Source organism: Micromonospora antibiotica (genome assembly GCF_017599305.1).
GTDB classification, from domain to species: domain Bacteria; phylum Actinomycetota; class Actinomycetes; order Mycobacteriales; family Micromonosporaceae; genus Micromonospora; species Micromonospora antibiotica.
Window position 1 is genome coordinate 85457 of the sequence record NZ_JAGFWR010000022.1, and the last position, 24731, is coordinate 110187.

Consider the following 24731-nt stretch of genomic DNA (forward strand, 5'->3'; position numbering starts at 1 on the left):
CGCCCCCGATCCACAATCAAGATCACCAACAGCATCCCGAATGTGAGACAGAGCCGACACCGACGATCGCCCCGTATCCTTCAGTCCGCCTCATCCTCTGGTATCTCGGTCAGCCGGAACGGGTCCGGCGGTACCTGCGGCATCGGCCCCGGCCACGGCGGGTGCGAGCCCGCCACGTCCAGCGAGACGTTTACACTCTCTGCGTCGATGACACTGACCCGCTGCTCAGCCAGCCGTTCCAGCACCTCCTCGGCCTCCAGCGCGTCGCCGCGCGCGTTGACCAGCCGGGCGACCAGGGTTAGCACGAACTCCGGTGGTATGAACCGAGCAACTGTCGGCTTCCCGGCCAGTTCGCTGTAGGCCGACGGCCGCAGCCGCGAATTTAGGATTACCAGGCCCTCGTCCGGCGCGAACATCTGCACCTCTTCCTGGCCCACCTCGTTGTGGGGGATCTTCAACAAGACCTCGACCGCTCCGGCGCTCCAGCGCATCTCGGTGTACTCGGCTAACTTGCGCCTCTCGAAGGCGATGCCCAGGCCGTCGGCCATTTCCTCCCATAGATCGATATACTCGTTGTGGGAGTTAGCCCTCTGCAGCTCCTTGCCGAATTCCTCGAAGGACATTCCGCCGGTGCCTGGCACGTATACGCCAGCCAACTGCTGCGCTACACGGTGCCGGAAGTCGGATTCTTCCCGTTCCCGCCTCTCCAGCCGATCCCGGGCATTCTGCCGGCTCTGCTCGCTGATGCCGGGGTGGTCCACGATACCGGGTAGGTCCAGCACCGTCGCCCAGCCCTCAGCTACCGGCTGTGCCTCCCACAACCGGGCGAGCCGGTTGCGATGCAGTTCGTCGATGCGCAGCTTGACGATCGGCGCCAGCCAGGCCGGCAGCCCGACCTCAGTCTGTAAAGCCAGCAGGATCATCCGCGTGGACCAGTCGTGGCGGTCCGAGAAGGAGATTTCGGCCGCGCCGCGGATCACCCCGGCGACCTGCTCACAGAGCTGCTCAATGTCGCTGTAGTGCAGCGACAGCTCGACCGGACGCTCGTTTCGGCGGTTCTCGTCGGAGCGTATGGCCGCCGAGAACCGGGCCTTAATCTCGGCGAACGGGATGCCGCGGCTCCACTCGAAGGCCACCAGCGCGCGCAGCAGAGCGGTGGCGTCCCGGTCGGTGACCTCCTCTACCTCCCGTGCCAGTAGCTCGCGCAGTTCCTTCGACACCACGACCTGCCCCTCAGCCACGAATTTGGCCGGCAGTGCATACCGCTTCGTGCCGAAGTACTGGGCGCAATACTCGCGGCGAACCTCATCCTCGTGGAGATAAGCCAGCGCGTACGTCTGGATGTTCTCCTTGAGGGACGGGTAGTGCCGCGGGTGCACTCCGGGCAGGCCCACCCATGCGGTCACCCCCTCGATCTCGTCGCTGCGGCAGGCATGAAACAGTAGGTCGACATCGCCGGTGCCCTGCGTCGCCAGCCGGGATAGCAGTTCCAGGACGTGCGCGCTGCCCAGGGCCAGCCCGGACCTGGCTAGCGCCTCACCCAGCCGGGTGGGCCGGTGTTTGTCGTCCGCGTCCCGATCGAACAGGCCCAGGACGGATAGGCGCTCGATCACTTCGGCGGCGGTGGGTAGCTGCACGTCGGGTTCCTGGGCGGCGAGCAATGCCTTCAATACCGAGCCGACCCGGTTCTCTAGCTGAGGCATCCGCCGGCCGAAGCCGTCCGAACAAAGCACATGCAACGAGAGCAGGGTGACGTCGTCGAGTTCCCGGATCCTCCCGGTCACTCGATCAGTGCGCTCATGCCCGACTACGTAGCGCTGAAAAACTCCGTCCATCGAGGAGAGAGACAGCACCGAGTCCGCAGTGAGACCGGCTACCCCCTGCAAGTCACGCTCGCTGGGCACCAAGATGTAGAAGGCGCCGCGTTCCTTGCTCGCTACGCCACGCCGTCCGGCGCGCCCGGCCTTGTTGTCCAGTTCGGCTGGCATGCTGAGCCGGCGGAGCCGGTCCGAGCCGTACCCGGAGATACTGGTCGCGATCACCACGTCGGCGGGCAGGTTTACGCCTATCGCGAGCGTGTCCGTGGCAACGAGCACCCTTAGCACGCCGCGGCGGTCTCGGAAGTCGTCCTCCAAGTCACGCCGCAGCCGTGGGGAAAGCCGGGCGCTGTGGTACGCCACCCCGGTCCGCATGCCGCGGACCACCTCGGGCGCCAGCGGCAGGTCGGTGTCCTGCAGCGCGAGGAACCGCCGCTCAGCGACGTCCGGGTCGACATCGGGATCGGCGAATCGGCCGATCCGCCACGGTGATCCGCGCCGCCGGGCAACGGTTCCCATGGTCGCGTCGAGTGACTTCTGGATTGCCAGAGCGAGTTCCTGGGCCGCTGTCCGGCCCGGCACGAAGACCAGGATCCGGGTCTTCGGGTCCTCGTTGAGCAGGCGGGTGACCAGCGAGACGGCCAGCGGTCCGGTGCTCAGCCCGCGCACCTGGATCCGGTCGCGCATAGAGTTGCGGGTGATGTCGGCGAGGTCGTGCTCCTCGGTCACTGGATCGGGTAGTTGGGCGTCCCGCTCGGAGAGGCTCTTTAGGTGCGCGTCGCGTTGAAGCCGCCACCGGTTGCTATCCATCACGTACGTGTCCAGCGGTACCGGCCTATTGCTGCTCTGCACGAAGCTAAATGTGTCCACGCCGAGCCAGCTACGCAGCACTTCGGTCGACTGCGCAGACATGGTGGCCGACAGGCCGAGGATGCCGGGCCGTTCCTCCTGCGGCATCAGGCGCACCATCGTCAGCAGGCTCTCCAGCTTGGCCGCCCGCTTCTGATCCTCGACCAAGGTCTGCATCTCATCGACGACCAGCAACGAGGTTTTGCCCAGGGTGCGCTGGCCGGAGATCAGGTAGCCGAGTAGCTTTTCGTAGATCGCGATGGCGACTTCGAAACGGCCCTTAGAGACCGGCGAGTCGTTTTCCGGATAGTCCCGGGAGGACGGATAGACCCGGATCTTGCGATCGTCCCGCCATGCCTCGACCCAGCTCTCCCATTCCCGGGACTCTTGGGCGACCAGCGCCTTGGTTGGGAAGATCATTACGGCGGAGTGCCCAGTGCCGACCGCGTAGTTCATTGCGAGCCGCGCCACAGTGGTCTTGCCCGTGCCGGTGACCGCGCTGATCAGCGCGGCCTGCCGGGAGTCGGTAGCCCCGACCGCGGCTCTGAGCATTCGCTCTTGCACATCTTCGCGCGCGCTCGCCCCCCCGATCTGGTCGGCTGCCTTCCTCTGCACCGGGGCAGGCAGCATCCTCAGCGGGTCTAGGTGGCTGTCGACCGGCTTTGGAGCGACCGCAGCGACTGGAGGCGTTGCTGGCGCGGGGGAGGCGGCGAAGAGCTCGTCGAGATAACCGGGCAGATCCTCGTACTCCGCGCCGTACGACAGGTGGGCTAGTTTGCCATGGAGCCGGTCGGCGGGCAGGTCACCCGCCCGAACCAGGACGTAGGCCCGACGCCCAGTATTGCCGTAGCGCTGTTTGTACCAGGGTAGGAAGCCAGCGAAGTTCGGATCGGCTAAGCCCGCGCCGTAGCCGAGGAACACGAGCGTGTGGCTGGCGGCGAAGGCCTGAAGTACCTCAGTTGTTGTCTGGTTCGACCCTAGGCGTTGATAGTCCGAACCAGACAAAATGATCGAGTCAGGCAGCTTATGCCGGCCGTGCAGATGAAAGACGTATCTCTCGGGGTTCTCGTGAAAACGATCCCGCTGATCAGCCTCGGTCCAGGTAAGACCAATTCGGCCAGAGACATCCTCTATCAGCTGATCATAATTGGTTGTGAGAATGGGGACTGGCTGCCGAAGAACTGACTCGAATCCGGGGTTGGCCGGTTCGAGGGAACCGATGGTGCGCCGGATCCAGTCGACGAATTCTCCCGGCGCTTGCCTCTTGAAGACCTTGTCGACCCACTCTGCTGCTGTTATGTAGGACTCGACCGAGGGGTCAGCATCGATCAGTCCCCTGAGATTGCCGACCGCCTTGCCCCACTCGGGACGCAAGCCGCCCAGATAGTCCAACGCTGAAGTAATGAGCCCGTGCCAGGTTGCCGTTTCCGTATTGCCACTGATCGCGACACTGAGTCCTGTCCCGCAGACCAAGACCACTTTCCCTGCGCGGGCACGCTCAACAAGATCTTGTTGCCAGGTCTCTTCGGGAGCCATGTGCGGCATTGTACTCAGAAGTGATCGACAGCTCTCGGGCACCTGCCTTCCCGGTAGTGAATGGACCATGCTCTTCCTGCCGCCAATTTTATCTATGCATGTCACTCATTGTGCCGAAATGTGTGGTTGACTTCAGTGTCTCGCAGTGGTAGAAAAACTCCTTTGTGGTGTGTAGCCGTCGGTGGGTGGGGCGATCGCATAGTCGGCCGGCGGTGCGCTGACCAGGAGTTCAAGATGAAATCGGGATTTGCCGAGGTGGTCGCCCATGTGATCGTCAAGTCGTCTGCGGCGAGACAGAGCAGGTAATTAGGCTGGACGCGGGTCAATGGGTGATGTCGACCGTGCAGGAGAGCGAAGGGCGTCAGCGTGTGATCTACCCTGACGGCCGAGCTTGCACCCACTGAAAAGGTGACTAAACGGCAACGCTGTGGACGGCATTATGGCAAGCATGCGGCGGCACGCGAAGCAAATCCTGACGGACATCCGACATCGGCGGCATATTGATCTCTACGCGACCACGCTGGTCGTGCTGGTTTTCGCAGCACTGCTGATCGTCGGGGCGGATCTTCCAGACAGCGCCCGGTGGTCCGTGCTCTTCGCTGGGCTGGGCTTCCTTCTGCTGCGGGCCGCGCTCGCGAACCATCGGGAGGACCGTTTCCTCGACCGCAGCGACTATGACCGTAACCCGGTCACCGACGACCTGCGCAACGCCAAGGATGTGTGGATCTTCGCGCCGGTCGGCTCTAATTTCCTCACCGAGGAGCGCTGCGACATTTTGCGCCGCGGGCCGCTCGCGCGGGAAGGCGGCTCGGTGCGGATCGTGGTACTGGCACAATTCGACCCAGGTGACCCGATCTCGGAGCAACTCGACGCGCTGCTCGACTATCCGGTGCAGACAGCGTCCGCGTCGTTGCGCGAGACGCGAACGAGGCTTGCGACGATGGCGGAATGGCAGGTCAAAGGCACGTTTGCGTACGGGGAGATCGCCTTTAACCCAGGCTTCAGTCTGGTTGCGCTAAACCCTCACGCGGCCGGAGGTTACGCCAACGTCGAATTTCACGCCTTCCGCAATGATGCCATCCGGTCGCGCATGCACATCAATCTGACCCGTGACGACGGCGCTTGGTATGTCTATTGGCTAGACCAGTTTGAGGCGATCTGGCGCTCGGCAGTGACGGCCGAGTAGTGACGGCTGTCTTCGCCGGTGCGGGTACCAGCAGCGATCCGCCGGCTGCCTCATCCACGTAGGTTCGGCCTGTGCGACGCTGTGTCGAGGGTTATGCACGAGGCTGCCCGGGACGCGTTCGGTCCGCTATTCCTCCACACCGGAAAATTCGCCCTATAAGGGGTGTAGGCTGCGGTAAGGTCGAGGGTCAGGCGCCCCGTCCCGCCGTTGACTCTGAGAGTGCGTGTTTGAGATGGGGTTGATTAGACCCGGGTGAAGGTGCGGCGGGCTTGGCGTCGTGCCGGTTGGCCGCGGGTGATGCGGCGGGTCATGCCAGCGATGGCGGCCCAGCGGATGAGGGCTTCGGAGACGGCTGGGTGGCGTTCGTAGTCGCGGGCGAGTCGGCGGCAGGCGGTGAGCCAGGCCAGGGTGCGTTCCACGGACCCAGCGGCGAGGATGTACAGCGAAGCCGCGCTGGTCGGCGGGCTTACGGACGATCTCCAGGGTGGTGCGCAGGATGTCGCGGGCCCAGTCGACCAGCCGTCCGGTGAAGCCCTGGTCGGCGAAGACGTGCCGAATCGGGGTGAGCATGTAGGCGCCGGAGCAGGGCACTCTTGGCGCCGTCGCGGTCCTGCCAGCTCGCGGCGAGTACGGTCACGGTGACCAGTAGCCCCAGGGTGTCGGTGATGATGAATCGCTTCCGGCCGTTGATCTTCTTCCCGGCGTCGTAGCCTCGGCTGTCGCACCCGACGGTGTCAGCGCCCTTCACGCTCTGCGAGTCGATGATCCCCGCAGATGGTTGCGGCGCACGGCCCTGTTGCACCCGTGTCCTGATCCGCAGCGTGGCCAGGAGTTTCTCGGTGACGCCGGCTTCTTCCCACCGGGTGAAGTACCAGTACACCTCTGCCAGGGCGGCAGGTCAGCTGGCAGGTACCGCCACGGGCACCCGGACCGCACCACGTACAGGATCGCGTTAACGATCTCCCGCCGCGGATGCTTCTCCCGACGGCCGTCTGTGTTCGGCTCCGGAAGCAGCGGCTCGATCAGCGCCAACTGGGCATCGGACAGGTCGGAGGGGTAGCCACGGCGTGCAGACACCGCGCCACCCTGCCCGTCCCGCCGGTGAAAGTCATGCCGCCACGCGGTCCACAACAGACCTTGTCAAACACGCACTGACTGATGAGAGGTGGGCGGACGTCGACGCGATGGTCACGGCGTGCGAAGTCATCGCTGGTCCTTGCGATGCAGTCACGGATCATCCTTATGTGCACCGAGGCGGGTCGAACGTCGAGACGGCCACCGACCTGGGCGTTCATCTGTCCGCGGTGAGAATATGGCGGCGGCAGTTTTTGCGTTGTGGTTGAACGGCCTGATCGATGAACAGGGGCCGGGGTGTCCACGATTATGCTGGCCGAGGTCGAGGACGACGTAGTGGCGACCCTGGAGCAGAATTCATCCAAGCCAAGGGGCATTTCAGTCAACGTCCGTCTCGATGCTTTGGGGATCGGTAGTGACGCGCTGCTGTGCGTCGTGCGCGTGTTGACGAAGGTGCTCTGGCACGGGCCTGCTGCGGGGCGTTGGGCGGGTGTCGTGGACGGCCTGGACGCGGGCTGTGGTGGCAGATACCGCATCGGCGAGGCGACTATTGCGACTGACGGCACGCCGGGCTTGCTCAGCGGCGGCAGCAAGCCCGGCGTACCGCGTGGGGAGAGCGTCGGCGTACCAGCGCTTCCATACGGCGTGGTCAGCCTCGACGATGGTTATCCGTTGCTTGAGGCCCAGAATCTGACGATCGGCGGTGTCGAGCTCCCCTTGCAGGTGACCTACTTGGGTTGCGACCGTGGTGGCGTAGGCGCTCAGACTGCGCTGCGCCGCAACTCTTCGAGCACGCGGCGCGCCGCGATGCCACCAGCGCGGCTGCAACCGTTGGACGTGATTGCCGGCAGCGCGCTGGTTCTCTTCGAGGGTGACGAGTTGTTGCGCGAGTTCGTAGCGGTGGCGTTGGGCATCGGTGAGCGTGCGGTGACTGGCCCGTAGTTCATCCCCGACGTAGGCCGGTGCCGCGCGATCAGCGGCATGCAGTGCCGTGACGAGGCGGGTGAGCTCGGCGTCGGGTGCGATGGTGAGTCGCCCGGCGAGGGTGGCGGCGCCGAGGACGAGCCGGGCGCGGTGCCAGGCGTTCCATCGGGTGATGTCGTTGCTCGGCGGTTCGGGGCCGATGGGATGTGCGCTGCTGAGTCGGTAGGTGTCGCGGTAGGCGGCGACGACGCCCGCCCGGGTGACCCATTGGCGTCGGCCGGCGTCGTCGGCGGGGATGTCGCCGAGAGCGAGACTCCAGGCGGGGCGAGTCTCGGCGGTGAGGCGGGCGAGCGCTTCGCTGCGGCGGTCGCAGACTGCGGCGACCTGGCGTAGCGCATCACCGACGTCACCGGTGAGACCGTCGGGAAGCCGTTCCGCGTAGGTAAGCCACTGGTCGGCGCGCTCGGCGATGTTGGGGTCGGCGGTGGTGTGCCGCATGAGCCGGTCGAGCCGCCAGCACAGGACGGCGGCGATGTCGTCGGCGGTGTCCAGTTCGCGCATACGCAGGACCCGGCGGAGCAGGTCGTGGGGCTCGTGGCCAGCGGTGGCGTACGTGGTGAGCTTGCTGATGAGCGCTGGTAGCGCGAGGTCGCGGCTGAGCCGTTCGGCGAGCGCGGGGCCGTAGAGCTGCCGGACGGTGGCAAGGTACGCGGGTATGTGGGCCCGTGCGAGCAGATCGTCATAGATCGGGGTCCAGCTGTGCAGCGCGTCGACATCGGCCCAGAGCTGTTGTTCGGTCTCGATGGCGGAGCGGTCTGGAATCACTCGGCGGATGATGTCGGCGAGCACGGCGACGCGGGCGGTCGGCGGGGCGGGCGGTGTTCCTTCGCGCGGTTCGTCGTCGGTGACGACATACGCCTCGTTGAGCGTGCGGGCGCGGGTGAGCATGACGTAGACCCGGGCCAGTGAGGTGTTGTCGTCGATGAGCGCGCGGGCGGTGTCCACGGTCTGTCCTTGCGCCGAGTCGGCGGTCTGGGCGTAGGCAAGGTGGGTGTGTCGGGCGGTGTACGCGGCGGGCAGCACGGCGGCGGTTCCGGTCAGTGCGTTGGTGACGTGGACTTGCCCGTCGCCGGTGATGGCGTCGATGCGCCACTGGTCCCGGTTGGTGACGTAGCCGGGGCCCGCGGCGATCCGTCGGTCGTTGCGGCGGGTGACGATGATGTCGCCGACGCTGGCGGCGACTCCGTCGCGGAGGCGGACCGACGGGCCGGGTTGGATGTGGCCGGCGGCGATGCGCAGCGCGCGGGCACGTTCGGCGACGGCGATGGCTTCGTCGTTGGTGCCGACGAGGATCATGCTGCGGTGTCCGGCGGTGGTGTCGGCGAGCCAGCGGGAGAGCATCTGGTCGACGAGGTCACTACGGTGACCGCCGATGAGGCGTCCGCGCTCGTCGTATTCGGCGAGGACGGTGGGGTCGCCGTGGCGTAGCCGCAGGGATGCCGGGCCTTCCCAGGGGTGGGTGAACCGGTGCGCATGGGTGAGGGAGCGGGTGACGCCGAGGGTGGCCAGATAGCGCAGGAGGCCGCCGGGGCCGACGGCGGAGGTCTGTTGGGGGTCGCCGACGAGGATGAGCTTTCCGCGTACCTGGTCGAGTTGGACCGTGAGGCGGGCCAGGTCGTGGCTGGAGACCTGCGACGCCTCGTCGATGATGACCCACTGTCCGGGGGCGAACCGCCAGTCGCGGGCCACCGATCCGGGTGGCGGCCGACGCTGGGCGTGGAACCACCGGGCGGTGTTTTCCGTACGCAGGGTGGTGCCGTCGGGTTGGCGGGTCGCGTCGGCGAGGAGGTTCGCGGCGGACTGGCTGGTGGTGAGGCCGAGCACGGGTACGTCGGCGCTGGCTGCGGCTGCGACAACGGCCCGTTGCAGATGTGTCTTTCCGGTTCCGGCGGGGCCGATGACGCCGGTGACGCGGCGGTCTCCGATGAGGAAGCGCAGGATCTCTGCCTTCTCGTCGGTCAGCTCGGTCTGGTCGATGACGGCGTCGATGACCCTGGCCGGTGCGGGGCGTGCACCTCGTTGCCGGGCGTAGCTGATGACCTGTTGCTCGGCGGCGAGGACGCTGCGGGTCGTGAGGTGCAGGTCCCGGTGGCGGGTGTATTCGCTGTGCCGGTCGCTGCCGCGTTGCAGGCTAGGTCCCCACTGCACGAGTGCCGGTGGGGTGAGGACCCGCAGGCCGGCGCTCTGATCAGTGATGGCGGTGACGGCGAGGCGTTGGACCCGTCGCCAGTCGTCGGCCGGTGACCCGCCGGCCGTGATGTCGAGGACCCGGCCGACGGCCAGTTCGAGGTGGTCGAGGGTGAAGACGGCACGCTCTCGGCTGAGGGTGTGCACGGCACGGGCGACGGCCATTCGGTCGTCGGCGCGGACGGCGGCGGCGAGGACTCGCTCGCGGTGAGCTGGCGGTACGCCCAGTCGTACGGCGGCGTCGTGCAGCATCGCCTCATCGACTGCGTTCGGGGCATCCGCGGTACGTCGGGCCAGTTGGAGGACGCGGGTAGCGGTCACGGCGGTCGTGTCGCGGGCCCGGCCGGCGAGGAGTCGGCGGACCTGGCCGGTGGTGTCCAGGCCATGCCTGCGGTCTTCAGCGCGCCACCGGCGTACGGCGTCGTCGGTCGACTCTGCGCCCCTGTGCGGTCGGCGGGTGCGCAGGGTGGCATCCTGCGCCCGGGCCCGCCAGCGGCGGGAGGACATCCGGTGCTGCGGGTTCGCCTGCCGGCGGATCGCCTGGGTGATGGCGGTGCGGCGCTTGGCGTAGTGGCGGATGGACTCGTCGCTGATGCCGACGATCTCCCGGATGCCGGAGCCGGGGCGGGCTGCGAAGGTGACCCCGCGTCGTCGGCGTAGCTCGACCTCGATCGCGCGTTCATAGGCGACACGGGCGCCGATCGCTGCCCGGTAGAAGGCGCGGCCGTCGAGCGCGAGCCATTGGGTTGACCCGTCGTGGGAGTGGGCGAGAACCTTGGCACTGACCACGATGTGCGCGTGTAGTTGTGGGTCGCGTTCACGGCTGAGTCGGTGGTCGAAGACCATGGTGGCCAGGCCGGCGGTGTCGAGTTGGCGTACGCCACCAGCCCCGGCGCGGGCGTACGCGCCGTGCCGTTGCAGGTGGTCGAGCGCGATGCGGACGCCGGCGTGGTGCGCCGCCATGACGTCCCGTTTGACTTCGGCGTCGCCGAAGGCCCAGAGCAGCGACACACTGTTGACCGGTGACACGGTGACGTCGAAAGCGGATACCGCCCGGCGTTCCGGCGCGGTCATGGCGTCGTGCCAGACCTTGTCGCGTTGTTCGATCGTCGCGTCGTCCGGGAGGGCCAGTAGCGCGCGCTGGGCGGCGGCAGCCCGGGTCGCGTCGGTCTGCGGTGCGTAGGTACGCCACCGCTGCCCCAGCTGGTAGCCGGATCGAGGGTGACGGCCCTGACCGACGAGGAACCGCATCTGTTCTTCGGCAACCGGGCCGCTCATGCCCAGCACGACGGCACCGTCACCGGCCCACCAACCGGGGCTCTCGCCGCGGGCGGTCGGGTCCACGTAGTAGGGGGTCGGACCGTTGTCGGCGGGGGCGCGCATGTCGTGCCGGCCGGCCGCGACCTGCTCCATCACGTACCGGTATCAGCTGCCGGGCGAGATTCTCGTGATGGACAACATGCTGAAACCGTAGAAGATCAACTTCATTGCTGCGGGGAAGAATGCAAGAGGGTGTATCGCCTTGAGAATTGCAAAGTGCGGTTGTTCGGTTGTTGTTGCAGGTGGCAGGCGGTGCAGATTGTCCGGGTGGGAATCGAGGGTGGATCCTGGGATTGCGGCTGCATTCGAACGAATTGGCAGATTCCTGTGGTGGAGGCTGTGTCGTTGGCGATGGGTGGTCGTTACGGTCGTCGTATGGCGAGTAGAACGGGGAATGACGCGGTTCGTGCTCTTCGGGCGCGGCAGGAGGTGGAGCGGCGCGCGGTGCGGGCGGTCGAGCAGGCAGGGGCGGCGTTGGCGGACGTGGTGGAGCGGCGTCGTGAGTTGGTGGCGAGGCTCGACGGGGAGGTGCAGGAGGCGAGGGCAGCGCATGAGTTGTCGGTGGTGGTGTTGGCGACGGTGCTCCGTGACGACGGGTTGGCCGCCGAGTTGGCGGGTCTCGACGTGAGTAGGGTGCGGGCGTTGCGGCGTGGCTTTGACGGGAAGGTTGTGCGGGAGCGGATCGCGCAGACGGGGGCGGTGGTGTCGCGACGTCGGGGCCGGGCTCCGACGGAGGACGCTGCACCACGCGTGGGTCCGGTCGCAGGTGGGGAGTCCTCCGCCGGTGCGGCGGTTGGTGGGTGACTGGTCTTCGGTCAGGTCATGTCGAGTCCGCATCCGGTGCACACCAGGACGGTGTGGTGGGCGAGCCAGCGGCTGGCCGTTTCGTCGGCGGTGCATTGCTCGGGGATGGCGGCGGGCCAGGGTCCTTCGATGACCTTCCTTCCCGGGTAGACCCATAGCCGTTGGTGCGTCCCGTGGTAGGCGACGGGTGCGCCGGGGATGTGGCTCGCGACGGTAAGCGTGTGCCGGTACCGCAGGTCGGTTCCGTCGGTGCGGGTGGTGACGATCAGCGGGAACCTGCGGTGGACGGTGGCCCGGTACTTGTCGAAGTCGGTGAACCGGGGCGAGCACATTTCTGCGCGGTCGATGAGTGCGAGGGCTTCGAAGGGGAGTTCCTGGCGGTGGTGGTGGCGGGCCGCGTCGAGGTGCGCGGCGGCGCGGGCGTCGCGTTCGGTTTGGCGCTGGTCGCGTTGTTGAGCGGTGGTGCGGGGTGTGGTCAGGGTGGCGGGGTGGTCCTGGAGGTGTGCCGCGACGGCCTGCCAGATGGCCTTCCGGCCGTGCCGCGCGGTGAGGTCTTCCAGGTGTCCGTCGCTGAGGTAGCGGACGGTGTCGTTGATGGTGAGCCTCAGCGGCCCGGAGTGGTACGTGGCTGCCCAGTCCTGGCAGACGTGGGCGATGATGACGCGTTCGGCGGGGCGGAGAGCGCTCACGGCGATGTCCTTTGCGTGTGAGGGAGAGCGGGATCGGCGGTGTCCGGCGCGGTGGCGCTGGTCCGCGTTGCCCGGCCACATCGCGCGGCCGGGCAACGTCGGGTCGGCGGCTTATCGGAAGCGCCGCCGGTCGTTGTCGGTGCGCCTGCTGAGGTCGGTCAGGTCTGGGTGGTATTCGCGGACGCCTCCGCCTGCCTGCTTGGCCGCGTACATGGCGGCGTCTGCCTGTGCCAGGAGTTCGGTTGCGGCACGGTGGCCGGGGCCGGCGGTGGCGAGGCCGATGCTGGCGTGGCAGTGGAATGGCTGCCAGCGCAGTGTGATCGTTGCGTTGGCGAGCGCGTTGGCGGCGGCTTGGGCGCAGGAGCGGGCGGTGTCGGCGTCACCGTCGACGATGATGAGGAACTCGTCTCCGCTCATCCGTCCGACGATGGTTCGGGGTGGTGCGGCTCGGACGAGTGCGACGGCGACGTGGCGGAGGACGAAGTCTCCGGCGGCATGGCCGTATTCGTCGTTGACGTCCTTGAAACGGTCGAGGTCGAGTAGGAGCACGGCGACCCGGTGGGCGGGGTTGCTGAGCACCTGGTCGAGGTGGGCGAGCATGGCGCGGCGGTTGGGGAGGCCGGTCAGTTCGTCGTGGCGGGCTTCGTGGCGGGCGGCGGCCAGGTGGCCGCGTAGCCGCAGGCTGTACGCGATGAGCAGGAGGCAACAGCAACTCGTACTGAACAGGAGTGCGAGAGTGGCCGATCTCGGCATGGACTACTCCCTTGCCTGGGGTGTGTGGTGTTGGTGCGGGGTTCGCCGTCCCGCAGAAAATGGCTGTTTCTATACAGCAACTTTGGTCGGTTGATCGCCGGAGTGGTTCGCAGCGGGTCGCTCGGCGGGGCCCGCGTCGTCGACCAGGTGTTCACCGCACGGGCGCCCGATGCCGGGCCGGTGCGGTCGGCCAGTCACTCTGGGCGACCTTCGTTGGCGACGCGGCGTCCTCGGTGTGGAGGTTGGTCACCTGCGGGGCCCGGCGGTCGCAGTTGGTTCACCGCCGGGCTCCGCAGGTGGTGGTTCAGGTGGTCGGCTCTGTTATGGGCCGGACGCGGAGGACGTCGCCGGGCGCGATCCGTGCGGCCGGCTGTTGCGTGCGTAGGTCGACGATTGGGCGGTACGTCTTCGCCCAGAGCAGGTGCCACGGGTGTGCCGGGTGCCCGGCGCGGGCGCTGTCCGGGTCGCCGGAGGCGGTGGGGTCGTCTGCCTGGTCATCGCGGTATCGGGGCATCCTGCCGGCGAGCATCGGGCAGGCGGTGGCGCTGTAGGTGGCGCACTCGGCGTGCATCGGCGGTTCGGGGGCGATGAGACGGGCGATGTCGACGTCGCGCATGGCGAACACGAACGGCGAGTGGGTTGGCCGGCCGCAGATCTGGCAGCGTTGGTCGTGCAGGCATGCCGTGAGGCGGTGGGCGTCGATCGCGCCGAACCGGTAGCGGCCGTCCGGCATGTGGACGGTGATCCACGGTACGACGAGTCCGCCGATCGTGGGCCGGTGTAGCAGGGCGAGCGGTTGCCGGCTGCCGGTGCCCTCGTGTCGGCTCGGTTCTGGACGTTCGGGCAGGTTGCCGGTGTGTTGCTGTGTCGGGCAATGCGACGGCGGGGCGGATCTGGTGTCCTCCGAGGTGGTGAAGAAGACGTGGTGGTTCGAGTGTCCCAGGCCCTCCCGGTCGCGATCCGCCTGCAATGTGGCGTGCAGGTCGTCGGGGATGTGGGCGTACGGGCGGACGGCTTCGATGATCACGGCCGGGTCGGTGACCTGTTCGGCTGCTCCGAGGTGCAGGGGCGTTGCATCCTCGGCGATCTCGTCGTCGATGTCGGGGTCCGTGACGACGGCGAAGTACGTGCGCAGCGGCCGGTCCCAGCCGACGGCCACTTCGTGGCGCGCGAACTGCGGTAGGGGTGTGAGGTCGTGCCTGCTCATGAGCCCTCTTTCCTCGGGTTTGTGTGGCGTCGGGAGGGGGTTCGCCGTCCCCTCCTGAACAACTATTACTATACACCATTACAAGTCGGCTCGCCTCTGCCGGCAGGCTTTTTCAGATGGTCTTGATGTTCGGGTCCGCCGGTTGCGCCTCGGACGGTGCGGGGGTCGGCAGCTGATGCGCCCCCCACTTCTTTCGGCGGTGGGGGCGAGCTTGCTCGACCGTGGCGCGCGCAGTGGAGGTCAAGTCCGGGCGCGGGGTTTCGAGGAAAGATCATGCGGGGTGTGCATGATGTTTCCGAGCCGCGCCCGGACTTGACCGGAGCGAGCACGCCGCTAGCCTGTCCCGGCCCCACCGTTGGAAGGAGGGGGTTCGAACAGTGCGGCCGCAGGCCGCTTCCGGTTATGCGGCCCGCCAGGGCCGTGACGGTGAGGCCGGATGGCTGCGGCGCGTACCGGCGGATGGGTTTGTGACGGCGGTGTGCTCAGGCGCCGCGTTCGTCGAGCATGGTCCACAGGGTTTTCCGCCGCCAGCGGAGCCGGCGGCGTCCACTCGGCCCGGTGCTCTGCTCGTCGGCGCGGTCCAAGGCCTGGGGTGGGAGCGCGTTGGGGTGGCTATAGCCGAGTACCCGGGCGGCTTCGGCTCGTCCGACGAGTTCGTCCGGGTCGCCGGAGCGATCGGGGTGCCCGGTGGGGGTGCCTGCCGGCCGGCCCGCAGTCGCGCTGGTGCCTCCTCTGCCGATGCGGCTCTCGGCGATGGTCCAGACGGTGCTGCGCTTCCAGCGTCTGCGGCTGCGCCCTCCGGGGGTCAGTGACACGTCGTCGGCGCATTCCTTCAGCCGTAGCCACACCGGGTTGTTGCCGTGCAGGGCACTGCGTTCCCGGTAGCCGAGGATCTGGGCTGCCGTGGCGGCGTCCACCAGTTCGTCGGGGTCGCCGGAGCGGTCGATGCTGGCCTGGGCGCTTCGGGTGACCTGCTCCGCCGGGGGTCGATACCGGGTGATGTCGCTGCGGTGCCACGAGCGGCCGTCGTCCGCGCGGGACGGGAAGCCGGTGGTGGAGCGATCGTGGTACAGCCGGTCGAGGCGGCTGACGGAGATGCCGAGGATCGCTGCTGCTTCGGCCCGGTTGACGAGATCGGGGTCGGGGGAGCGGGTGGGCATGAGGTGATGATGCCGCACGCGCCGGGTGGTGGACCGGATGGCCGGGTGCCGGGTGGGTTGCCGGGTCACGTTGAGCAAGCGTGTGCAGACGCTGTCGTACGATGGCGGGCACGTGTCCGGCGGTGATGGCTCTTGGGGCCTGTGTGGCGTCGGACGCCAGGCGGTCGGGGGGAGTTCGCCAAACTAACCCCCCGGTCGCCGCCTGGATCGTCGCTGTGTGACTTCACCTGTCCTACCCGCCGGACCTCGTGGGATGCCGCGCGTTCGGTAGGCACCGGCGAGCGGCGCGAGCCAGGACCCCGTACTGGGTGTCGCCGCTGGCGATCACCGTGCCGGCGGGCAACCGCCGGGCGACGTACTCCTGGCGTTGGGTGTCCCAGCCGCCGAGGCAGGTCGGCGAAGGTTCGCCGACCAGTTCCCATCGTTCGCCGCTGGCGGTCGTGGTCCGGGTGTAGTGCTCCCGGGTGAGGCTCCATCGGTTTCCGTGGGCATCGAGCCGGAGGCCGTGCGGGTTGTTGTCTCGGAAGAGCCGCCAGCGGCCGTCGCGATCGAGTATCCGCGCGAGGTCGTCCTTCGAGTCGAGCGGCCAGGCGGTTGCTGTTGCAGGTCCGGTGTTCGGCTGGGTCGGCATGTGAACTCCTGTGTGGTTTGCTGCCGTCGGGGGTTCGCCATCCCCGATGTTGTAATTACTATACACCTTATTTAAGGCTGTCGTACGGGCCTGGCCTGGTGGATGCGGAGCTGGCAGGGCGGGCCGGCTGCGAAGAGTGCCGGGACACCCGGGCTGCCCGGCCCGGCCGGTGACCGCGGGAGCAACGGTCCGGAGTGCGACGAGCCGAGGACAGGAGTGTTTTTCCGGGTTACGTGCGATGCCCGGAGCGCAAGCCCGTGCCGGCGCACGCGTTCGGTGCCGGGCGGGCGACCAAGAGCAGGCTGGTGTCGCTACCGGCTGCGTTCTTGCGGCCCCCACCACGGCAGGAGCGGCGGTAGGTCCGTAAGTGGTCGGGACGGCGGTTGCGGCGGTGACGATTCGCCGTCGTCGGTGTCCCGACGTCGTCCGCACTGATCGTGGAAGTCTCCCAGCTGAAGTGCGGCATTGGTTCGGCAGGCAGGCCGCCGAACTTCTCCAGCGGGTCGATGCGGAAATCGGCCTCCCAGCGGGGCGGACGCCAAGTCGATCGCCTCGGCGAACTGAGTGAAGGGGTGTGATCGGCTCAACGCGAAAACCCTGCCGGGTCGAGGCCACAGGTCGACGCCACGCCCAAGACCAACTCCACTCGTACGGACAGCCAGGTGCGCGCCACCGCCGGTAGGCGCACGGGATCGCCATCCGCCAGCCGACCACCCCCGAATGCGCGGGGAGCAGTTGAACGCCGACATCCAGGGCTTCTTGGCGTACGGATCACCCCCGCAGCGCGGGGAGCAGCCGGTCGCCGGCCGGATGTAGGAGTCGACCATGGGATCACCCCCACATGCGCGGGGAGCAGGCGCACAACTTCGCCGGCGACGACGCCGTCGAGGGATCACCCCCGCATGCGCGGGGAGCAGCACAGCAGCGCGATGAGGAAGCCGATGACCGCGGGATCACCCCCGCATGCGCGGGGAGCAGGCCAGCGGTCAGGCCGGGCTCACCCCGGCGTCGGGATCACCCCCACATGCGCGGGGAGCAGGGCACCGCGGTGCACGCCTGGCTGGCCGACGCGGGATCACCCCCGCATGCGCGGGGAGCAGGACGGATTTAAGGCAGAGGGACTGCGCCAAACGGGATCACCCCCGCATGCGCGGGGAGCAGGCGAAGCGCGGGGGCGACAGCACCCTGTACGACGGATCACCCCCGCATGCGCGGGGAGCAGCCGCGACTGGCCTACTCGTCGGCGAATCACCTGGGATCACCCCCGCATGCGCGGGGAGCAGCCAGGGTCGCGCCGCCCGAGAAAATCGGAATGCGGATCACCCCCGCATGCGCGGGGAGCAGGCTTGCGACGGCACCGGCCGCGACGGCGGAACGGGATCACCCCCGCATGCGCGGGGAGCAGTGCTGATGAGCGATGAGCAATTGGCGAGAGCTGGGATCACCCCCGCATGCGCGGGGAGCAGAAGGACCCGATCGACGTCGAGTACGAGCGCCTGGGATCACCCCCGCATGCGCGGGGAGCAGGCCTCCGCCAGGCCGTAGGCCGGGTTCCGCTTGGGATCACCCCCGCATGCGCGGGGAGCAGTTGATAAACGCGTCGGCGTTGCGGTCCTTGGCGGGATCACCCCCGCATGCGCGGGGAGCAGACTTCTTGACCTGCGGCACTAAAGATCAACTACGCTGTTTTTATTCACTTTGGTTGGCGGCCCGTTCACGTGGTCGGTCCTGGCTCCGCTGGTTGAGGTCCCCGCTGACGTACAGCATGGTAGTCAACTCGGACCCGTTGATGGAGTTGGTGCGGCGAGGGCCAGCCGGGCCGAAGCCTGGCTGACCCCCGCCTGACAGGATCAGACGACGGGAGCCGAACCGACAAACCCATCCGCATCGACCCCAGGCGAGTCATCGCCCGCCGCGCTGCGTTCGACGGTGTCCGTCTTGGACGTGCCCGGATGCGGCGCGGACTGCGATACGGCGGCCGTGACGTCAGCGTGCTGCTTTGCGCGCCCGTCGGCGGTGTCGAGGATGAGCTGTTCGACCTCGCTGAGTTGGAAGCCGTTGGTGACGCACCACCGCAGCCAGTTCGCGACTCCTGGGTCGGCCACCCGCCATGAGCTTCTGCTGATGCCGCTCTCGTTCGCGGCGGCGATGGCGGCGAGGGAGATCACCGCGTACCGTCCGTCGTTGCCTCGAGCGGGAACCCGCTTCATGCCGGCCCGCTTGGCCTTACCCGGGTAGAGGAGTTCGTCGAGCATCCTCCGGCCGCCGTTGATCCACGTGGACAGGATGTATCCGGAGTCGGCGAGGGCTTCGGCGAGCAGCTTCGCGGTGCCCTTGGGTGGGGTCTTGGCCGTCAGGAACGTGGTCAACCACTCGCGACGTACCGTGTTGGCGATGTCCATGGCCTTGTTGTTCTCGATCACGCGGCGTCGTTCTGCCTTCTCCTGTTCGCTCATGGGTCCGCTGCGGGTCGATGGCGTGAGGTAGGCGGGCAGGGTGTGCCCGTTGGCGTGCCAGCTGGTGCAGTAGGCGGTCTCGGTCAGCTCGTCGTGCTCGATCGACAGGAAGACGGCGTGGCCGGGACACTCGAGGTGTGTTTCGGCGTCGATGCGCTGCCCGTCGGCGTCGCGTAGATCGGTGACCTCCTTGACCGTGCTGTCGGCGTACGCGGGGCGGGTGGCGAGGGTGGCGATCCCGGCTTCGGTGAGTGCGGCGTGGCGGCTGGTCTGAGCGTCGAGGGCTGCGCGGGTACGTCGGGTGCGTTCCACTGCGCGGGCGAAGGCGAAGGGGCCTTCTTCGGCTTGCTCCAGGAGGTGCTCGATCCAGTCGGGTCGGTCGGCGAACTGGGCGAGGGCCGCCACCTGGGTCAGGTCGAGGCCGAGGGCATGGGTGCGGTCGGTGGTGTTTTTGTCCAGGGTGGCGAGTTGCCGTCCGGCGCGTACCTGTTCGCGGTCGTAGCCGGTGCGGCGGGCGATGTCGTTGTCGTCCATGCCGTCGAGGGCGAGTTGTTGGATGCCCCGGGCCTGCTGGGTTGCCGTGGGGTCCTTGCGGTGGACCTGCCGCAGCATGCTGATGAGCTGCTCGCGGTTCTCCGCCAGGTCGTCGCGGATGATGGCGGGTACGTATTCCTGGTTGGCTTCGATGGCGGACCAGTAGCGCTGCTCACCGTCGACGATCAGGTAGGGGCCTTCGGAGTCCGCACCGATAGGTGTCACGGTGAGTGCGGAGACCAAGCCGCGTACGCCGTCTTCTCGAAGGTTCTCGACGATGCCGGGCAGCGCCTGTGCGTCGTCGCGGACGTTGTCCGGGTTGGGACGGAGGTCCGTCACCTTGACGAGGCGGTACCGGCCGGGCAGGTTCGGTGCGCTCTCGCCAGCTTCGTCGACGGTGGTCGCGGCCGGCTGGTCGGTGAGGCGGACGTCCGCCTCGGCCGGGCCGTGATCCGGCGGGGTGGTCTGCGGTGCAGGTGTCGCTTCGGTCAGCACGGTTCGTGCCTTTCGTTGTAGGTGTTGGGGTTCCGTCGCGGCTGGTTGCCGTCCAGACCGCGCCGGTGGTCGTAGGTTCGCCGCCATGTGTCACCCGGCGGCGGTACGGCGTGGGGTGCTGTGGGGTTGCCGGTGTTGGTCAGGCTGCGGTGACGACGGCCGTGAGGCGGGATCGGCTCACCGGCGCAGGCATGGCGCAGTTGGTGCAGGTGCCGTCGCCCCAGCCGTGCGGTGTTTCGCCGTCTCCGGCTGGGCACGGCCGGCGTTGCAGCTCGGCGAGGTTTGCGCTGTTGAGGCAGACCGGGCAGAGTCCCCACGTTGCGGTGGGTGGGCCGGTGACTGGCGAGTCGCATTCGGCGCAGCGGAGCCCGGCCTGTCGTAGGGCCTGGCCGATGGTGTCGGCTGCGGTGACCGCACGGCGGGCGGTGCTCGCGAGGTTCCGCCAGGCGGCGGTCTGCCGGATGCGTTGCCAGTCCGCGTCGGTAAGCGTCAGGGTTGACGCGTTGTCGGGGTGGTCCTGCTGATCGTGCAGGTATGCCGCTACTTCTGCCCGGCCGAAGAGGGGGCCGGTCCACTGGTAGGTGCGGGCGAGAACGGTGACGAGGTGCCGGGCGTCGGGTTCCGCGAGATTGCGGGGCAGCGATACGCCGTGGGGCAGCCCGATGAACATGGGCATGGTTACTCCAACGTGCGGGAGCGTGACGGCCTTGCTCGCGGTGGTGCGAGCTGCCGGGCGTGCTGAGTTATCGGAGTCGGCGGCCTACCGGGGTGCCACCGATGGTGGCCGGTGGCACCCCGGTAGGTAGGTCACGCCATGGCGGCGATCTCCAGTGCGCGTATCCCGGCGCTTTCCATGTCGTACGCGGCGTCAGGGTCGGTGAGGGTCTGCGCGGCGCTGGTCACCGCGTGCAGGATCCCTCCGGCGGTACGGTCCCCGCCGTCGATGAAGTGGTTCAGGATGAGTCGCTGCTCGTCTTCGGTGAAGCGCAGTCGCTGGCCGATGACCTTGATGGTGTGATCGGGGTCGGGGATGCGTCGCCCGGCCTTCTCCTCGATCTCTTCGATCTTGCGTTGCACGTACCGGACGTCGAGGAAGCGGCGTACGGCGTCGCGGGCCTGCTTGCCGATGAGAGTCAGGTTGGCCTGCTGGGTGTCGTTGCTCCAGCGGATCGCGCCCTCGTCCATCTTGGCCCCCAGGTGCACGGCGCGAAGCGCGTCCCTGGTGATGGTGACGCCGTTGTTGCAGACCTGTACGACGATCCGGGGTACGACGCTGAACGCGCCGCCGCCCGTTTCGCTGTTGGTGAAGACGAGACCGGCGAAGACGGTCGGGTTGTCGGCACCGGTCGCCCCGGTGAAGGGGCTGCGGTAGTTGCCCAGGAGGGCAGGGGCCAGCGATTTGATGGCCTCGGAGTACACGCGGACGACCATGCGGCGTTCGCTGAGGTCACACGAGAAGTGCACCTGCAGTCCGGAGTCCCGAATGCCCGACAGCACCGCCATGAGGACGTCGAGATTGTCGATGATCTTGTAGCCGTCGCTGAGGAATGCGCGCAGGATGCCACCGCCGTTGCCGTCGGAGAGGCACCGTGCCAGGTAGCGCTTGCCCTGGTGCAGGTCGAGCCAGCCGTTGACGTTGGTGTCCCAGAGGCTGGGTGCCTGGGTGCGGGTCTTGCGCAGGTAGCTGGCGGGGATGCCGAGCTTGTCGCCGATTCCCGCGTCACCGATCTCGGTGGGCAGGTAGAGGCCGTCTGCGGGGGTGACGCCGGACTCGCTGATCATGGGCTCTGCGCCGGTGATGCGCAGGTGGCAGCCTTCGGCTTGGAGCATGGCGGTGCCGGCGACGATGTCCAGCTTGCACGCGTGTTGTTGTTGGAGAATGGCGTTCAGGTGGGGCAGGATCGCATTTCGGGTGGTGAGCGGGATCGAATTGAGTGCGACGTTCACGGGTGGTTCCCTCCGATTGAGGATGTTGGTTTCGAGATTGGGGGTTGCCGTCCCCTCCCTCATGTATTTAATGATACAGCATTTATCTCGCGATGACTGACCCGACGAGTGGCCATTCTGAGTGATCTTGCGTAATTGTTGGATTGCGGAGAGTGGCGATGGCTGTCGTTCCATCGTGGGACGGGAGACTTCCCGGCGGCCTGATCATCGATCGATCATGGGGTGGGCTGGTTGTCCAGCTTGGGGTGTGGCTGGACAACCAGCCCACCCCATGATTGCCCTTGCGGCAGGTTGCTGGGAAGGCGTACGTCTCCCTTCCCGGAGCCTGCCTCGCCGGCGAGGCGCCGCGGTGCAGCGGCGGGACGCTGCCCTGGCCGGAGGCCATCGGCCGAAGGTCGATTCGGCTCGGGAGGTGGCCCGCGCCAAGCGCTCGAACGTAGGCTTAGGGGGACGGGCGAGGCGGCAGTTGCTACGGGGTGCCGTCGGGGGAGCGGGTAGGCGGTTCAGGCGTGGCCACCCCAGCGACTTTTCCCGGCCGGGAGTTGACCCATTCCTGTACGCGGTGACGCCGCCAGTAGCGAACAACGCCCTGCACGGGCGCTGGCTCCTGCTTGTCTGGCAGCGGAAGGTAGCCGTCTTCGCCGCATTCCCAGGCGGCCTTGCTGAGCTCGACGTACTTTCCCCAACCCCAGTTCTGCTGGTCGATGATTTCCCGGAATTCGGTGGCGGAGATGAGCGCGTCTGGGTCGCCTTCGAGTGATACGTGGTGGACGCGGGCGCGGTGTAGCTCGGCGAGCCGGGGAATCACCACATCTCGGACGTGCTCCAGGTCCTCAACGGCGAACCAAGCCTTCTTGCCCTGAAGGGTCGGCGCGGGCCAGCCGGAACCCTGGGCGCGGGCTTTGGGGGAGGTCTTGAGCCGTACGGTCTGCTGCGACCTGCCGGTCAGCTCTGCTGCCCCCGCGATGTCGGTGTGCGGGCGGCCGTCGATGTTGCGGATCTCCACGCCAACCCCCGCCTGCTGGTCACGGTTGACGGTTGAGGCGGCCGGGACATCGTCGGCAAGCCGGCGATGCGGCAACCCCGGCCGCCGCTTTTCAACCAACACCTCATCCGCGCCTGTACACCCCGCTTAGGCTTCGGGCGCGACCGAAGTTTCGACGATCTTACCAGCGCAAGGGCGATGGGCTGCTCTTCGCTCTTGGCGGCTTCTTCGTCGAGATGACTCTGACAGGGTGGGGGCAGAGGTGCAGCCTCATAGGCTCGGCGGTGTGTTGAGGGTGTCGAAGCAAAGGTCAGCGGTGACGAGGCGATGGTCGGAGGGGTAGGGCTGGCCCAACGGTACGTGGACGCGGTAGGTGTCGGGGACGACGTGGGCGAGCATGGCCCTGTTGACGAGGAGCCAGTCGATCAGGAGGCCCCCACCCACGTCATCGCCACCGTTGACAGTGGGCAGCAGCGGGGTGGCGGGGTCGCGCTGCCAGGCGAGTTCGGCGATCGAGTGGAAGCCGCATCCGTCGGTGCGGGTCCGGGTGTGGGGGTCCCAGTGGCCGATGAGATGGTCGACGGCCTCGGTATCGGCGACCCAGGTGCCATCGGGCATCCGCTGGCCCTTTTGTCGGCGGGCGCGGTAATTGGCAACGGTCCAGTCGCGTTGGGGCAGGTGTGGGCCGGACGCGGTGGCGTTGAGGTCGCCTCCGCCAACGGCGGGTAGGTGTGTGGCGCCGTAGCGGTCGAGGAGAGCGGCCTGCTGCCGGCGGCGGATGCCGCAGTGGACGTCCCAGTGCGCTATGAAGGCCAGGAACTCGGTACGGCTGTCGTGGCGTTCGCTGGAGGTCCGGAGCGCGAAGCGGGCCACGTTGCGCTTGTCGTCGAAGGCGTAGCGGTCGTCTGGGTCGTACCAGGTGCGCAGGCTGAGCAGGGTGGGGTCATAGAGGATCGCCGGGGGCATGGGGCCGCGTGGGTCATGGCCGAGAACACCGACGTATGGCGTGGCGAACCGATCGGCGAGTAGCTCCGCGGCGTGGAGCAAGGGCTGGTTGCCGTGGGTCTGCCACTCTTTCGCTTCACAGAGCAGGATCAAAGCAGGAGGGGTGGTGACGTCGTGGAATGCGTCCACCAGAGGGTGCAGGTCGTGCTGGCCGTCGCGCAGGCCGCCGTTTTCAAAATTGAATAGCGCGACGCTCACTCGTGTCACAATTCCTCCTTGGGGCGGCGGTCGGTGGGTGTGGGGGGTTTTGTCCAGTCCCATTGCATGCCAATGGCGTTGAGGGCGTCGATGCGGTCGGGTGGCAGACGGCCGCTGCGGTAGACGCGGCGTTGTTCGATGAGCCACTGGGTGAGCTTGACGCCGTCCTCGACGTGACGCGGTGGTGGCCTGAGGTGCCCTTCGCGTCGGTAGTAGGCGGTGGCCGCGGCGTATTTGCGTGGCCACGGTTTCTCCGGCGGGTCCCACTGCATGCCCATATCGGTGAGTGTCCGGAACCGTTCGGAGGTGAGTCGCCCTTTCTGGTAGTCGAATCGCCGGGAGACTACCCAGAGGTAGACATCGACACCATTGATGGTGGTTCCGGAGGGCACGCGGAGATGCCCGTGGGTGCGGTAGAACTCAAGGACGGCTTGCCAGCATTCCTCGCTGGTGCGGACCTTGCGTCCCCAGTTCATGCCGAGCTGGGTCAGGGCGGCTGTCCGGTCGGCGGGAAGCCGTCCCTTCTGGTGGAGGTGGCGCTGGGCAATCAGCCAGTCGGTGAGGTTGACGTCGCCGATGGTGTGCCGGTGGGGCGGGTTGAGGTGGCCGTGTTCGGCGTGGAAGGCGGTGGCGGCGGCGAGTCCCCGTTCCCAGGCCCTGGTGACGGGTGCCCAGTCGAAGCCGATGCGGTTGAGGGCATCGATGCGGTCCTGGGATAGTCGTCCGGTCTTATAGGTGAAGCGCTGTTGGCGAACCCAGTTGTCGAGGCGGATGCCGTTGGTGGTGTGGCGGGGGGGGGTGTCCCTATGGGTTTCGTCAAGCGGGGACGGGGCTGGTGGGGCGGGGTTGGTAGGGGATCTTGTCGCGGAGCATGGCGTATAGGACGTCGCAGCGGCGTCGGGCGAGGCAGATGA

Annotated in this window: 15 protein-coding genes, 2 pseudogenes and 1 CRISPR repeat array; of the genes and pseudogenes, 2 read left to right on the top strand and 15 right to left on the bottom strand. The window is 67.6% G+C overall.

Annotation, left to right across the window (positions count from 1 at the left end):
* Positions 1–80: 80 nt before the first annotated feature.
* Positions 81–4202, bottom strand: a complete 4122-nt coding sequence (locus JQN83_RS26245) for a DEAD/DEAH box helicase (protein WP_208569816.1) — start codon at positions 4200–4202, stop codon at positions 81–83.
* A gap of 448 nt (positions 4203–4650) precedes the next feature.
* Between JQN83_RS26245 and JQN83_RS26250 the strand changes: the two genes are divergently transcribed.
* Positions 4651–5388 (top strand): hypothetical protein, encoded by a 738-nt coding sequence (locus JQN83_RS26250; protein WP_208569817.1) that lies wholly within the window; start codon positions 4651–4653, stop codon positions 5386–5388.
* 242 nt (positions 5389–5630) lie between these two features.
* Here the strand turns inward: JQN83_RS26250 and JQN83_RS26255 are convergent.
* Together JQN83_RS26255 and mobF are read right to left on the bottom strand one after the other, a co-directional pair.
* Positions 5631–6465, bottom strand: a pseudogene (locus JQN83_RS26255) (IS5 family transposase).
* 375 nt (positions 6466–6840) lie between these two features.
* Positions 6841–11046, bottom strand: coding sequence for a MobF family relaxase (gene mobF, locus JQN83_RS26260; RefSeq protein WP_208569818.1), 4206 nt, complete (start codon positions 11044–11046; stop codon positions 6841–6843).
* Between the two features lie 282 nt (positions 11047–11328).
* On the opposite strand from mobF, the gene JQN83_RS26265 reads away from it, so the two are divergent.
* Complete coding sequence (locus JQN83_RS26265; protein WP_208569819.1) at positions 11329–11757, top strand: hypothetical protein; 429 nt, start codon at positions 11329–11331, stop codon at positions 11755–11757.
* Positions 11758–11768: 11 nt separating this feature from the next.
* On the opposite strand, the gene JQN83_RS26270 is transcribed toward JQN83_RS26265, so the two are convergent.
* The 12 genes and pseudogenes from JQN83_RS26270 to JQN83_RS33440 all read right to left on the bottom strand — a co-directional run.
* A complete protein-coding gene (locus JQN83_RS26270) occupies positions 11769–12446 on the bottom strand; it encodes a hypothetical protein (protein ID WP_208569820.1) in 678 nt (225 codons plus the stop codon).
* Positions 12447–12557: 111 nt separating this feature from the next.
* Positions 12558–13199 (bottom strand): GGDEF domain-containing protein, encoded by a 642-nt coding sequence (locus JQN83_RS26275; RefSeq protein ID WP_208569821.1) that lies wholly within the window; start codon positions 13197–13199, stop codon positions 12558–12560.
* A 304-nt stretch (positions 13200–13503) separates the two neighbouring features.
* The gene (locus JQN83_RS26280; RefSeq protein ID WP_208569822.1) at positions 13504–14406 is read right to left on the bottom strand and encodes a hypothetical protein; all 903 of its coding nucleotides are present in this window, start codon (positions 14404–14406) and stop codon (positions 13504–13506) included.
* A gap of 482 nt (positions 14407–14888) precedes the next feature.
* Positions 14889–15566, bottom strand: coding sequence for a hypothetical protein (locus tag JQN83_RS26285; RefSeq protein WP_208569823.1), 678 nt, complete (start codon positions 15564–15566; stop codon positions 14889–14891).
* A gap of 232 nt (positions 15567–15798) precedes the next feature.
* Entirely contained in the window at positions 15799–16197 is a 399-nt protein-coding gene (locus JQN83_RS26290; RefSeq protein WP_208569824.1) for a hypothetical protein, read from the bottom strand.
* Positions 16198–17025: 828 nt separating this feature from the next.
* Positions 17026–17846: direct repeats of the CRISPR family, unit length 28 nt; unit sequence GGATCACCCCCGCATGCGCGGGGAGCAG.
* Positions 17847–18047: 201 nt separating this feature from the next.
* Positions 18048–19682, bottom strand: a complete 1635-nt coding sequence (locus JQN83_RS26295) for a ParB/RepB/Spo0J family partition protein (RefSeq protein WP_307799737.1) — start codon at positions 19680–19682, stop codon at positions 18048–18050.
* A 139-nt stretch (positions 19683–19821) separates the two neighbouring features.
* Positions 19822–20358 carry a hypothetical protein gene (locus JQN83_RS26300; RefSeq protein WP_208569826.1) on the bottom strand — a complete coding sequence of 179 codons (537 nt, stop codon included), beginning with the start codon at positions 20356–20358 and terminating at the stop codon, positions 19822–19824.
* 131 nt (positions 20359–20489) lie between these two features.
* Complete coding sequence (locus tag JQN83_RS26305) at positions 20490–21692, bottom strand: DUF932 domain-containing protein (RefSeq protein WP_244253246.1); 1203 nt, start codon at positions 21690–21692, stop codon at positions 20490–20492.
* Positions 21693–22098: 406 nt separating this feature from the next.
* A complete protein-coding gene (locus JQN83_RS26310) occupies positions 22099–22737 on the bottom strand; it encodes a hypothetical protein (RefSeq protein WP_208569827.1) in 639 nt (212 codons plus the stop codon).
* 147 nt (positions 22738–22884) lie between these two features.
* Complete coding sequence (locus JQN83_RS26315) at positions 22885–23826, bottom strand: hypothetical protein (RefSeq protein ID WP_208569828.1); 942 nt, start codon at positions 23824–23826, stop codon at positions 22885–22887.
* Positions 23823–24293: a helicase associated domain-containing protein gene (locus JQN83_RS33435; RefSeq protein WP_244253267.1), complete on the bottom strand. Its 471-nt coding sequence runs from the start codon at positions 24291–24293 to the stop codon at positions 23823–23825. The genes JQN83_RS26315 and JQN83_RS33435 overlap by 4 nt, the downstream gene beginning before the upstream one ends.
* A 3-nt stretch (positions 24294–24296) precedes the next feature.
* Positions 24297–24614: pseudogene (locus JQN83_RS33440) on the bottom strand (helicase associated domain-containing protein); the annotation flags it as partial.
* Between the last annotated feature and the right edge of the window lie 117 nt (positions 24615–24731).